This is a genomic window from Candidatus Competibacteraceae bacterium (genome assembly GCA_016713505.1).
Classification (GTDB): domain Bacteria; phylum Pseudomonadota; class Gammaproteobacteria; order Competibacterales; family Competibacteraceae; genus Competibacter_A.
Genome location: JADJPA010000002.1, coordinates 227,288 through 239,925, shown reverse-complemented (window position 1 = coordinate 239,925; position 12,638 = coordinate 227,288). Strand labels below are relative to the sequence as shown.

Below are 12,638 nucleotides of genomic sequence, written 5' to 3'. Positions count from 1 at the left end.
CAAGAGCAAACCGAGGTGACGGCGGTCGTGGGCGGTCGAGCGTCGAAAGGCGTTCAGTTGTCCAGCACTTCGCGCAATTTGTCCAGCCGAATCGGTTTGATCAAAGTGATGACCGAACGCAAGCCCTTGAATTCCGCTAACAAGCGGGCGTCCTTGGCGTAATCGGGGTTATAGCCGGTGATGATGATCAGGTTGGCGTCGTAGTGTTGCTCCATCAACCACAGCACCAGTTCGTTGCCGTCCATCTCCGGCATGACCATATCCATCACGATGGTGGTCGGGCGCAGCTCGTGGTAGGCCGCTTGAAAGCTGCGGCCGTCGGTGGTCACCCGCACCTCGTAGCCCAAACCGGTGGCGACCTTGCGCACGAATTCCCCGATTTCCGGTTCGTCGTCGATGACCAGAAGGCGTTTCTCACTCATGAAGTCTTACCTGGATTCAGCCTGCGGAGGAACCGATGTGATGGAGCTTTAGAATAACATGCTTCAGGCTGGGCTCGTCCTCGTCGGAGTGAATGGCAAAGCCCAGCGCCTGATTCAGTTGCAGCATCGGCGTGTTTTCCTTGAGGACTTCGCCGTAGATTTCGCCGATGCCCCGAGTCCGGGCGTAGTCGATAATGCGGCGCATCAGCAAGTTGCCGAGGCGCATCCCGATCAGCGCGCGATCCACCAGGATCGAATACTCCGCCCGGTCGTTGTTGGGATCGGCGCTGAGGTTGACGATGCCGTAAATCTCGGCCTTGCCGGGCAAGCCGGGGCCGACCGCCACCAGCGCGATTTCCCGGTCGTAGTCGATCTGGGTCAAACCGGCGGCCATCTCGTGCGAAAGCTCGCGGATCGGCTGGAAAAACCGCCGCCGCAAGTCTTCGGGCGAAGCGCGCGACACCAGCGCGTGCAGCGCTGGCTCGTCTTCCGGCAAGACCGGACGCAGCAATAGCGTTCGATCGTTGGGCAAGGTGATGGTCTCCTCCAGCTCGTTCGGATACGGGCGGATCGCCAGCCGCTGCCCCGGTGCCAGGGCTTTGGCGCTCGGCGTCAGGTGTACCCTGGCATCCAACGCCACCACGCCTTGCGCGTTGACCCAGAGCGGATTGATATGCAACTCCGTCACTTCGCCCAAATCGACGATCATTTGGGAAACCTTGACCAGCGTCAGCGCCAGCGCCTTGAGGTCGGCGCGGCGCAGCAGGCTGTAGCGCAAGCGTTTGTAAATGCGGGTTTGCGCCATGATCTCGCGGGCCAGATGCATGTTGATCGGCGGCAACCCGTAGGTGAAATCGTCGATGGTGTCAGCCTCGATACCGCCCTGGCCGAAATAAATCACCGGCCCGAAGCCGCCGCCGGGACGGACGCCCAAGGTCAGTTCGTAGGCGCCATCGCGCGGGACCATCAGTTGCAACACAAAGCCGTCAAACCGCGCCGCTGGCGCCACGGTGCGCAAGCGCATCAGCATGGCGGTCGCCGCTTGTTGCACCGCCTCCGGCGTGCTCAGGTGGCGGACGACGCCGCCGATTTGTGATTTGTCAGACACATCCGGCGAGATGATTTTCAAGGCGATGGCCTGATTCAGACGGCCGGCGATCTCGGCGGCTTCGTAAGGAGAGCGCGCCGTCAGGGTTTTGGCGACCGGGATGCCGTAAGCGCCCAGCAGTTGCGTCGCCTCGTATTCGTTGAGCAAGCGCCGCCCGCCGTCCAGCGCCTTGGCGATCACGGTTTTGGCCAGGGCGAGATCGGCGGTGAATTCCTCCGGCAGCGAGGGCGGTGTCTCCATCAGCAGGGCTTGATTGCGTTTGTACTGGACGATCCGCATGAAGGCTTGCACCGCATCGCCGGCGGTTTCGTAGGTCGGTATCTTCCGCCCTAACCGCCACCGGGCTTCCGCGCCGGTTTTCGGGCCTGGAAAGCTGGCGATGATGCAGCGGCTGCCGGTGGGGCGCTGGAGCAAGGCATCGGCCACCGCTGTGGCTTCCGTGAAGGCGCTGGGAGTTTTGATGACCAACACCCCGTCCACGCCGGGATCGGCCAGCAGCAGGTCGAGCGCTTTACCGTAGGTCTTGTCATCGGCCTGATCGCCGAGGTCCAACGGGTTGGGGCGGGCGTCCGGTTCGATCAGGGTTTCCAGGCCGCGCTGGGTCGATTCCGAAAACTGCGCCAGTCGCCCGCCGAAATCGTAGAGGATATCGGTCGCCATCAAGCTCATGCTGGAGCTGTTGCTGAGGATGGCCAGCCGGTCGTTGTTCACCAGGCGGGCGGCTTTCAGCACCTCGACCATTTGTAGCAGTTCGTCGCTGTCGTCCACCCGCAGCAGGCCGGCGCGGCGGAAAGCGGCGGCGAACACCGCATCGTCGAGCTCTTCTGGAAAGCGGCGCGGCTTCAGCACGATGACAGGTTTGACGCGCGAGGCGCGCCGGGCCGCCGACATGAATTTGCGGGCGTCCCCGATGTTTTCCAGATACAACAAAATAGCCCTGACCCGGTAGTCGCCCGCCAGATAGTCGAGGATATCGGCCAGATCGACATCGAGGCCGTCACCCAGATGGATCAAATGGCTGAAGCCGAATCCGTAGTGATTGCCGATATCGAGGGCGGTCTGACCGATGGTGCCGGATTCGGTGACGAAGGCGATTTGGCCGGGCAGCAGCGGCTGGCGGTCGAGGCTGGCGTTGAGGTGGGTCAGCGGGACGTTGAAGCCTTGGGAGCCCGGCCCCATGACCCGCAACAACCAGGGTTTGGCGGCGTCCAAAATAGCCTGACAGACCGTTTTGCGCTCGTGGCTTGGCAGGCTGCGCGTATCGCTGTAGAGCACGGCCGCGCGGGCGCCGCGCTCGCCCAACTGGGCGATCAGCGCGGGAACTTCCCGCAGCGGCCGGGTGATGATCGCCAGCGCCGGGGCGACCGGCAGGTCGGCGATATCGCGGTAGGCGAGGGCGCCCTCCAACGCGAAGCGCTTGGGGTCCACCGGCATGATCGGGCCTTTAAAGCCGCTTTTCATCAGGTTGCGGGCGATCAAGACCTCGGAATCACCCCCGTCGCCGATCAGGGCGATCGCGTGGGGTTTAAAAAGATAATCCAGGTTTCGAATGGTCATGGACAACCACGGTTTTCGTTCGTGCTGGTGACGCCAGAGCGCTTGGGTGAAGCCGCGCTCGAATTGGAATTTCCCTAGTCCGCACCGATCTGCGCTGGTCCATCGGGCCTGTGGTTTTTGGGTTTTGTCATGGATGCTTGATCGGTCGGTCGGAGGTCGAGGGATACTATAACAGTCCCTGGAAAAGGGAGGGAATTTCCGATGAAACGCCGTTTCGACGCCGCGCGTGGCGGTTCTCATCGTATCGAAACGGCTCCCTGGCGGTGTCAGAATCCCATGAACGGGCAGCGTTTGAGGCCTACACTCCGCTTTTGGAATGCGCCCGCGATCGTGACGTGCGCCTGGAAGAATACGCCCGCCCCGCATCGGCTGAGAGCAAACGGATCAGAAGGAGCGGATGCGTCGCTTGCTGAACGTGGTGGCCTCCGGTCGCGCCGACTTCGGGGCGCTGGTCACCCACATCTATTATAAGCTCGATGACATCGTGGCCGCTTATGACCTGTTCGCCAACCAGCGCGACGGCGTGCTGAAAGTCGCCATCAAACCGCGCTGAGTCAGCTTTATGGTCGGGAAGCCCGCCAGAACTCCTCGGCGGGTTCCTTTCATGATGCGAAGTTGCATGAGAGCTGAAGTGCATCTTCGGGTACTATTCAGCTAATGTTAATAGGTCATTGCACAACATCGTCGCCAAGTTAGCCATGAGGCTGTTGGCTGGCGTTGTGTAAACCAATGTGGGCAATAAGGCTTGAGGGCCTGGAGGTGAAAGATGAAACTGACTAAAACGATCATGGTGTTAGGCGCATTGGTGCTGGCCGGTCAAGCACCGCTGGCGCTGGCGCAAAAATGCAATGATGAAAAGCAGGTATGTCACGATAAGTCTGGGCCTAACGTCGAGTTGACCCGCCAACGTTATGGAGATGCAGCCGCCCAAAAATTAGAGCGGCGTGAAGCGAGAAAGAATGAAGGCGCGGGCGGCGGTCAAGCCGGCGGTGGCGGCGGTCGCGCGGGCGGCGGTCAGGCCGGCGGTGGCGGCGGTGGTGGCGGTGGTGGCGGCGGTCAGGCCGGCGGTGGCGGCGGTCGCGCGGGCGGCGGTCAGAACGCGGGCGGTCAGGCCGGCGGCGGGCAGGCCGGCGGCGGGCAGGGCGATACCTTTTCACCGGCGGCCGGCATAAGTTGCATTCGTTCGGCGCAGGTTTGCTATTCCGGGGGTATGCCGCATCCGTTCTATACGGCTAAATATTTTGGCGCTGGCGCCGCGAGCCGCATCAGTCAGTAACCGATGATCGGTGCGACCGATCTGACGCTCTTTCGCCACCGGTTCGAGGGAGTCGCCTTGGCCGGTGGTGGTGTTTGTGATGGGTTGAGAGGTTGAAATTTGCTTTATGAGCGGTTGGGGCTGTCCGCACGAACTCAATGGAACTTGCCAGCATGTTCAGGGGCGATCCTGCGATCCGGGGATGAAAGGATGCGTGCTGGCGGGTCGTTTCCGCTTCAGTAATGAAACCAAGAATCGACCTGCCCGTCCGCTCCAGCGCGATGGCGGCGGCCGAACCGACCGAGGCCGCGAGCGATAGCACGCCCAGCACAGATCAGCGTCTGCCTTGCTCTGGGACTCGCTGGTTGTCGCGCTTAAGCTGTTCTGATCATGACGTTGCTGCTGGTCATCCTCATACCCTTTCTCGGCGCCGCTTTTGCGGCGGCGATGTCCCAACTCAGTCGGACGCACGCCGCCTGGACGGCGGGCGCGACGGTTCTGGCCTCTCTATTTTGTCTGCTGCCGCTGGCCAGCGCGCCTTTCGCCGGTCAGACACTGATCCAGCGCTTGCCGTGGCTGCCCGCCGTCGGCCTCGACCTTGCGTTTCGGCTCGATGGGCTGGGTTTGCTGTTTGCCCTACTGATTCTGGGCATCGGCCTGCTGATCGTGCTCTACGCCAGTTATTACTTGTCGGAACGGGATCGGCTGGGACGGTTTTATGCCTATCTGCTGCTGTTCATGGGGTCGATGCTGGGCATCGTCCTGGCCGAAAATATTATCCAACTGCTGATGTTCTGGGAGTTGACCAGCTTATCGTCTTTCCTGCTGGTCAGTTACTGGTATCAGCGCGAGGAGGCGCGCAACGGCGCGCGGATGGCGTTGACCGTGACCGGAGCGGGCGGCTTGGCCCTGCTCGGCGGCTTTCTGCTGCTCGGCGAGATCGCTGGCAGCTACGAGCTGTCCGCTATCTTGCCAGCGGGCGATGCGATCCGCGCGCATCCGCTGTATCGGCCCATGCTGGTGCTGGTGCTGCTCGGCGCATTCAGCAAATCGGCCCAATTCCCGTTTTATTTCTGGTTGCCCAACGCCATGGCCGCGCCGACCCCGGCCTCGGCCTACCTGCATTCGGCGACCATGGTCAAGGCGGGCATCTTTTTGCTGGCGCGATTGTTTCCGGTTCTGTCCGGCACTCATGAATGGTCGTGGCTGGTCGGTGGAGCCGGCATCATCACCTTGTTGCTGGGCGCGTTCATTTCGCTGTTCCAGCACGACATCAAAGGACTGCTGGCCTATTCGACGATCAGCCATCTGGGGTTGATCACGCTGCTTTTTGGCATCGGCACCCCGCTGGCTGCCGTGGCGGGAATTTTCCACATCATCAACCATGCGATCTTCAAAGCGTCGCTGTTCATGGCGGCCGGCATTATCGACCACGAGACCGGCAGCCGCGACATGAGAAAGATCAACGGCTTGTGGAAGTACATGCCCTATACTGGGGTATTGGCGATAGTGGCCTCGGCCGCCATGGCGGGCGTGCCGCTGCTGAACGGTTTTCTGTCGAAAGAGATGTTTTTCGCCGAAGTTTTCGGAGCCACCACTCATTTGCGCCTGGGGTGGCTGTTGCCGGCGACGGTAACGCTGGCTGGTGTGTTCGCCGTGGCCTATTCGCTGCGCTTTATCCACGATGTGTTTTTCAACGGCGCTCCCATCGATCTGCCGCGAACCCCGCACGAGCCGCCGCGCTGGATGAAAGTCCCAATGGAGGTGCTGGTGCTGCTCTGTCTGGTGGTGGGGGTTTTTCCGGCCCAGACGGTCGAACCGCTGCTGGCCGTGGCCAGCGCTGGCGTCTTGCAGGAGCCGCCGCCGGCGCACGATCTGGCGATCTGGCACGGCGTGAATCCGGCTCTGTGGATGAGCGTCATCGCCTTGCTGGGTGGCGGGTTAGTGTATTTGGGACGCAAGCCGTTATTCGCGTTTTACGACCGCCACGCGGAGCGCTTGGAGGTAAAGACGCTCTACAACGCCTGGTTGGAGGGGTTGTTCGAGGTGGCTGGGGCGTTGACCCGGCGGCTCGATACCGGTTCGCTGCAACGCTTGCTGGGGGTGGTGATGCTCTCCGCGCTGGTTCTAGGGGTGGCCGGCTTCGGCGGCGGCTCCGCGCCGCTGACCGGCCCGCGCCCGCTGTTGCCGGTGGATGGCGTCAGCCTGTTGGTGGCCTTGGGATTGGTGGCGGCGACGGTTGGCGTGGTGATCTGGCACCGGCAACGGCTGGTGGCGCTCATTCTGATGGGCGCGGTCGGCTTGGTGGTCGTGCTGACCTTCGCCAAGTTCTCCGCGCCCGATTTGGCCTTGACCCAACTGGCGGTGGAGATGGTAACCGTGGTTTTATTGCTGCTGGCGCTGTATTTCTTGCCGCAGCACAGCCCGCTCGAATCGACGCCGCTGCAACGGGGCGCGCATCTCGCGCTGGCGGTCGCGGCGGGCGGCGGCGCGGCGGCGCTGACCTGGGCGGTGCTGACTCGACCCTACGATTCCATCGCTGGTTACTTCCTGGCCAACAGCGTGCCAGGGGGTGGTGGGGCCAACGTGGTCAACGTCATCCTGGTGGATTTTCGCGGCTACGATACCCTGGGCGAGATCAGCGTGCTGGCGCTGGCCGGTCTCGGCATTTACGCGCTGCTGGAGCGGTTGCGGCTGGACGGCCCGGAGCGCGACGCCGGGGGCCGGTCCTGGGATACGGATACCCAGCCGGCCATCATGGCGGCGCTCAGTCGGTTGTTGCTGCCCTTGGCCTTGCTGATGGCGGCCTTCATCTTCTTGCGCGGCCATAATCTGCCCGGCGGCGGCTTTATTGCGGGCCTCATTACGGCGGCGGCGTTGATCGTGCAATATTTGGCCAACGGGGTGGCCTGGAGCCAGGAACGCCTGCCCTGGGAGATGCCGCTTTTTATCGGACTGGGCCTGTCGGCCAGCGCCGCCGCCGGGTTGGGTAGCCTGTTGTTCGGCTATCCGTTCCTGACTTCGACGTTCGGTCATTTTCATTGGCCCCTCATCGGCGATTTTGAGTTGGCCTCGGCCATGGTATTCGATCTGGGCGTCTATCTGGTGGTGGTCGGCGCGACGTTGTCGATCCTGATCTGTTTGGGGTTGCTGCATCGTCTGGAGCGCCGCGCTCCTCGGGTGAAGCCGGAAACCAGAACAGCGGGGGAGGGGCGTTGATGGAACTGTTGCTCGCGCTGATCGTCGGGGTGCTGACCGCCGCCGGCGTGTATCTGACGCTGCGCGCCCGGACCTTTACGGTGGTGCTGGGGCTCGCCTTGCTGTCTTACGCGGTCAATTTGTTTCTGTTCGCCATGGGCCGTCTCACCGTCGGTCAGCCGCCGCTGATCGCCGCCAGCGCGGCCGGATACGCCGATCCGGTGCCGCAAGCGTTGGTGCTGACGGCCATCGTCATCAGCTTCGCCATGACCGCGTTCGTCATCGCATTGGCGCTCAAGGCACGGGCGGAGCTGGGCAACGACCATGTGGATGGGCGACACCGGTCATGAATCATTGGGTCATCGCGCCGGTGCTGTTGCCGTGGTCGATCGCTATCTTACTGCTGCTGGCGGGTCGGGCGAGCCTCGGTTGGCGGCGTGGGGCGAGCGTGGCCGCTGTCGCTGCCCAGATTGGGCTGGCGCTGGCGCTGGCGTTGGAGGTGAGCGATGGCGATATTCTGGTTTACGCGCTGGGCCACTGGCCGGCGCCGTTTGGCATCGTGCTGGTGGCGGACCGCTTGGCGGCCTGGATGTTGGTCGTCACCGCCTTCTTGGCCCTGTTCGCCTTGCTGTACGCGATTCGCGGCGACGATGCGGCCGGAGCGCATTTTCATAGTCTGTTCCAGCTTCAGCTATTCGGGTTGAACGGCGCTTTTCTCACCGGCGATCTGTTCAATCTGTTTGTGTTTTTCGAGGTTTTGCTGATCGCTTCCTACGGGCTGTTGCTGCACGGCGGCGGACGGCGGCGGACGCGGGCGGGTTTGCAGTTCGTGGCGGTCAATGTGATCGGCTCTACCCTGTTTCTGTTCGCGGTGGGGACGCTCTACGGGGTGCTCGGCACGCTCAACATGGCCGACTTGGCGCTCGAAGTCGCGGCCACGCCTCCGGCGGATGCGCCGCTGGTGCGGGCGGCGGGTTTACTGCTGTTTGGGGTGTTCGCTCTCAAGGCGGCCTTGCTGCCGTTTTACTTGTGGCTGCCGGCCGCTTACGCTCAAACCAGCGCGCCGGTCGCCGCGCTGTTCGCCATCATGACCAAGGTCGGCGCCTACAGCATTTTAAGGGTCTATCCGCTGCTTTTCGGCGCGGGCGCGGGGCTGGTCGCCGATCTGATCGAACCGTGGTTGCTACCCTTGGCCCTGGCGACTTTAGGGGTCGGGATGCTGGGCGCGCTGGCCAGCACCCAGCTCCGCCAACAGATCGCCTATCTGATGGTGGCGTCGGTCGGCTCGCTGCTGCTCGCGTTCGGTCTTAATAACGCTGCTGGCATCGCCGCCGGTTTGTATTACCTGCCGCATACCACTTTCGCCGCCGCCGCGCTGTTCCTGCTGGCGGACAGCATCGCCCGCCGCCGCGGTGAATTGGGCGACCGGCTCGATCCTGGGCCGACCGTCGCCAGCGCTGGCGTGCTGGGCAGCTTGTTCTTCGTCGCCGCCGTGGCGGTGGCGGGCTTGCCGCCGCTGTCGGGTTTTCTCGGTAAATTCCTCACGTTGAGGGCGGCGCTGGCCCATCCCTGGTCGCCTTGGATCATGACCGTGGTGCTGGTGGCCGGCCTGTTCGGCCTCATCGCGCTAGGCCGAACCGGTAGCTTGCTGTTTTATCGGACGTTGCCGCCAGCAACACCTCCCGCGCTGGAAGAATCCTCAGAACTGGCGCGCGAGCTGGCGCCCGCTGTCGGCTTGCTGCTGCTGGTCGTTGGGATGACCGTGGCGGCCGGTCCGATCGCCGAGAGCGCGCAGGCCACCGCCGCTCAAATCTTGCAGCCGCAACGCTATATTCAAGCCGTTATCAAACCGAGAGGGATCCTGTAATGTCTCGTTTGCTGCCGCATCCGCTGGTGGCCCTGATGCTGGCGGCGATCTGGTTGTTGTTGGCCAACAGCGCCGCGCCCGGCCAGATCGTGTTGGGTCTGCTGCTAGGGTGGGCGATTTCGCTGTTCGCGGCGCGGTTCTGGCCGCAAACTCCGCGCATCCACCGGCCGCTGCTGGCGCTGCGGTTCGTCGGTGTGGTGCTCTACGACATTCTGGTGGCGAACCTGACGGTGGCCTGGCTGATCCTGCACTCGCCGGCGCGGCTGCGGCCGGCGTTCGTGCCGGTGCCGCTGGAGCTACAATCGAATTTGGCGATCAGCGTGCTGGCCAACGCCATCTGTCTGACGCCCGGCACGGTGTCCTCGCGCCTGTCGCTGGATCGCCGTCATTTGCTGGTGCACGCGCTCGATGTGGGTGACCCCGATAAACTGGTCGCGACCATCAAGCGCCGTTACGAGGCCCCGTTGCTGGAGATCTTCGAGCCATGCTGAGCAACGTCGCCTTACCGGTCGCTTTCGCTCTGGTGGCCGCCGCGTTCGCTGGCAGTTTCTGGCGGCTGCTGATCGGTCCCAGCGTCCCGGATCGCATCCTGGCGTTGGATACGCTTTACGTCAACGCCATCGCCCTGCTGGTGTTGTTCGGTATCCAGCTGTCCAGCCCCGTCTATTTCGAAGCGGCGCTGCTGATCGCGTTGATGGGCTTCATCGGCACCGTCGCCTTGTGCAAGTATCTGTTGCGCGGCGACATCATCGAGTGATTGCCATGCTGGATGTCCTGCTGTCCTTGCTGGTTCTGGCCGGCGCGCTGTTGACCTTCATCGGCTCGCTTGGCTTGGTCCGGTTGCGAGATTTCTACTCCCGACTGCACGCTCCGACCAAAGCGACGACCTTGGGCGTGGGGAGCTTGTTGCTTGCGTCGGCGCTCTATTTCAGCACGCACGGGCAGGGCGTCAGCCTGCATGAGGTGCTGGTGACGGTGTTTTTGTTCATCACCGCGCCGGTCAGCGCTCATCTGCTGTCCAAGGCGGCGCTGCATCTCAAGTTGCGCTCGTTGGCGGCGTTGCCGTCCGAGGCGAATCGTGAAGGAGTGGATCATAGCGCGGATCGGCCGTAGCCGAGCCGGCGCGGGAGTGGCATGGAGCGGCGGTCACCAAAATGATAAGAGGACGCCGAACGCCGCCAACAAGCCGAACAACAGCAGGATAACGGCCAGCGCCAGCCAGTTACCCGTCGATCGCCAGCGCCCCGGCAGCCGCTCCACGGAAAAAGTGACCAGGCTGCGACGACCGGCCATCAAGGTGGCGGTTGAACCGAGCAAGGCCAGTCCCAACAGCAAGGTGACCGACGCTTCCTCGATGAAGGCGAAGGAATAAGAGGTCAGATAGCGCACGATCGCATGGCCCAGCGTAAGCAGCGCCAGCAACGCCAAGAGCGCCACCATCGGCCGCCGTTCCCAGTCGATCCGAGGGCGGGTCGGCGGGGATTTGGGCGCGTTCGGCGGAACGTTTGAAGCCGAGCGCGAACCGTTGATCGAGTAAAGCAAAACCCCGGTTTGAGACCGGGGCGAAATTTTGGGATCGGCTTTAGCCCTGGGGGACCGCCGTCTCTGCCTTCTTGACCAGTTCAGAGCCAATGCGCTCGCTCCAGCGGTTGTAAATGTCGCGAGCCGCAGCGCGGAATGCCTGCTTCTCCGCCGCGGGCAGGCGGACGATCGCGACGCTGTTGCGCTCGATCTGCTCGAGCGGCGCGTCGTTGCGCTCGATGGGTGCTGTCAGCATAGCCGCGGGGCAATTTGGGTTAGATATGGAAGCTTGGCAGCGCATACTATACCATCCGCTTATTCCGGTCTAAGGACGGATGCCGGCCGCGACTGAGGTAACGCCATGGCCCAATCACGAGCGGGCGAACGTCGCCCGACCCTTTATCTGATCTATGCCGCGCCGCTTGCGGGCGGTCTGACGGTCGAGGACACCGTGGTGGCCGGCGATGCGGACGAGGCTTATCGAAAAGCGCGCACCTTATATCCGCGCGATCATTTCGACGTGGCCGTTTATTTGCAATCGGCGGATGACGATTGATTCAAACCCAAATTACCCATTAGTTGCGATGGTGCGACCGCCATTGGTTCGGACGGCGCTTGGCGGCACGGAAAACCACCGCGTTGGATGCGCATGAACGAACTGGATCATGACAAACTGCTGGAGTCCATCGCACGACTCACGGAGAAGCGCAACCGGCTGTCTCTGGAAATTTGCCTGACGCAGACGATGTTCGAGCTGCTTGAAGTCGAGGAAATCGTGCTGTATCGCTGTGAAAGCGATCAAGCCAACCTGCTGGTTCGCATCGACCATAAGAATTGCTGGATTCGAGACAGCGAAGTCGACGAGACCGACGCGGAGGTGCCGATCAATCGTGATACCGGGTTTCGCGCCTGCGCCCACGGGCGCGAGATGGTGATCGAATCCGTCGCCGAGGGCCATCGCTACACCTTCCCCATCCCGCGCCAGGATCCGTTGATCGGGTTCTTGCGATTGGTATCCAGGCGCGACCTGCGCGACGACCGGCGGATGATCGAAGGCTTCGTGCAGATTTACTGGAACTATCTCAAGCTGATCGAAGACAACGAACGCGACAAACTGACCGGCCTGCTCAACCGCAAAGCCTTCGACGATAAGCTCATGGATATCCTGCAAGCCAGCCGGCGCGCCACCATGGCGAGAGCGGAGCGCCAGCACGTGGAGCGGCGCGATGGCGACGACGGCAAATACTATTGGCTGGCGGTGTTGGATATCGATTTCTTCAAGCGCATCAACGACACTTACGGCCATCTCTACGGCGATGAAGTCCTGATTCTGCTCGCCAACATCATGCGCCGTTCGTTCCGTCGTTCCGATCTGCTGTTTCGCTATGGCGGCGAGGAATTCGTGGTGGTGTTCCGAACGCGGATAGAAGGGGACGCGCCGCTCGTTCTCGAACGGTTCCGGCAGAACGTGGAGCGCTATCATTTCCCGCAAGTGGGTCAGGTGACGGCCAGCGTCGGCTACACCCAAATTCTCAATTCGGAAGCCACCACGGTGGTGATCACTCGGGGCGACAAGGCGCTGTATTACGCCAAGGAGCATGGCCGCAACCAGATCCGTTGTTACGAGACTCTGATCACCGACGGCGCGATGGCCAAACCCGAAGGAAATTTCGGCGACGTTGAGTTATTTTAAGCGGCCGCTTTTTGCCG

Annotated in this window: 13 protein-coding genes and 1 pseudogene; 10 read left to right on the top strand and 4 right to left on the bottom strand. The window is 62.5% G+C overall.

Going from position 1 to position 12,638, the window contains the following annotated elements:
• Positions 1-53: 53 nt before the first annotated feature.
• On the bottom strand, positions 54-422 hold the full coding sequence (locus tag IPK09_16035) for a response regulator (GenBank protein MBK7985107.1): 369 nt from the start codon (positions 420-422) through the stop codon (positions 54-56).
• 16 nt (positions 423-438) lie between these two features.
• Entirely contained in the window at positions 439-3,087 is a 2,649-nt protein-coding gene (locus IPK09_16030; protein ID MBK7985106.1) for a bifunctional acetate--CoA ligase family protein/GNAT family N-acetyltransferase, read from the bottom strand.
• Positions 3,088-3,475: 388 nt separating this feature from the next.
• Between IPK09_16030 and IPK09_16025 the strand changes: the two are divergent.
• The 8 genes and pseudogenes from IPK09_16025 to IPK09_15990 all read left to right on the top strand — a co-directional run bounded on the left by IPK09_16025 (position 3,476) and on the right by IPK09_15990 (position 10,520).
• Positions 3,476-3,640: pseudogene (locus IPK09_16025) on the top strand (NAD(P)-dependent alcohol dehydrogenase).
• A gap of 213 nt (positions 3,641-3,853) precedes the next feature.
• Positions 3,854-4,363, top strand: a complete 510-nt coding sequence (locus IPK09_16020) for a hypothetical protein (GenBank protein ID MBK7985105.1) — start codon at positions 3,854-3,856, stop codon at positions 4,361-4,363.
• A 369-nt stretch (positions 4,364-4,732) separates the two neighbouring features.
• Positions 4,733-7,561 carry a monovalent cation/H+ antiporter subunit A gene (locus IPK09_16015; GenBank protein ID MBK7985104.1) on the top strand — a complete coding sequence of 943 codons (2,829 nt, stop codon included), beginning with the start codon at positions 4,733-4,735 and terminating at the stop codon, positions 7,559-7,561.
• Complete coding sequence (locus IPK09_16010) at positions 7,561-7,890, top strand: Na+/H+ antiporter subunit C (protein MBK7985103.1); 330 nt, start codon at positions 7,561-7,563, stop codon at positions 7,888-7,890. The genes IPK09_16015 and IPK09_16010 overlap by 1 nt, the downstream gene beginning before the upstream one ends.
• Positions 7,887-9,407 carry a monovalent cation/H+ antiporter subunit D gene (locus IPK09_16005; protein MBK7985102.1) on the top strand — a complete coding sequence of 507 codons (1,521 nt, stop codon included), beginning with the start codon at positions 7,887-7,889 and terminating at the stop codon, positions 9,405-9,407. The genes IPK09_16010 and IPK09_16005 overlap by 4 nt, the downstream gene beginning before the upstream one ends.
• Positions 9,407-9,898 carry a Na+/H+ antiporter subunit E gene (locus IPK09_16000; protein MBK7985101.1) on the top strand — a complete coding sequence of 164 codons (492 nt, stop codon included), beginning with the start codon at positions 9,407-9,409 and terminating at the stop codon, positions 9,896-9,898. The genes IPK09_16005 and IPK09_16000 overlap by 1 nt, the downstream gene beginning before the upstream one ends.
• Positions 9,895-10,164 (top strand): K+/H+ antiporter subunit F, encoded by a 270-nt coding sequence (locus tag IPK09_15995; protein ID MBK7985100.1) that lies wholly within the window; start codon positions 9,895-9,897, stop codon positions 10,162-10,164. Before IPK09_16000 ends, IPK09_15995 begins: the two co-directional genes overlap by 4 nt.
• A gap of 5 nt (positions 10,165-10,169) precedes the next feature.
• Entirely contained in the window at positions 10,170-10,520 is a 351-nt protein-coding gene (locus IPK09_15990) for a Na+/H+ antiporter subunit G (GenBank protein ID MBK7985099.1), read from the top strand.
• A gap of 33 nt (positions 10,521-10,553) precedes the next feature.
• Here the strand turns inward: IPK09_15990 and IPK09_15985 are convergent, their stop codons facing one another.
• The gene (locus tag IPK09_15985; GenBank protein ID MBK7985098.1) at positions 10,554-10,847 is read right to left on the bottom strand and encodes a TRAP transporter small permease subunit; all 294 of its coding nucleotides are present in this window, start codon (positions 10,845-10,847) and stop codon (positions 10,554-10,556) included.
• A 142-nt stretch (positions 10,848-10,989) separates the two neighbouring features.
• On the bottom strand, positions 10,990-11,184 hold the full coding sequence (locus tag IPK09_15980; GenBank protein ID MBK7985097.1) for a hypothetical protein: 195 nt from the start codon (positions 11,182-11,184) through the stop codon (positions 10,990-10,992).
• 105 nt (positions 11,185-11,289) lie between these two features.
• Here IPK09_15980 and IPK09_15975 point away from each other — a divergent pair, with 105 nt between their 5' ends.
• A complete protein-coding gene (locus tag IPK09_15975; protein ID MBK7985096.1) occupies positions 11,290-11,484 on the top strand; it encodes a hypothetical protein in 195 nt (64 codons plus the stop codon).
• A 93-nt stretch (positions 11,485-11,577) separates the two neighbouring features.
• Positions 11,578-12,621, top strand: coding sequence for a GGDEF domain-containing protein (locus tag IPK09_15970; GenBank protein ID MBK7985095.1), 1,044 nt, complete (start codon positions 11,578-11,580; stop codon positions 12,619-12,621).
• Positions 12,622-12,638 lie beyond the last annotated feature (17 nt).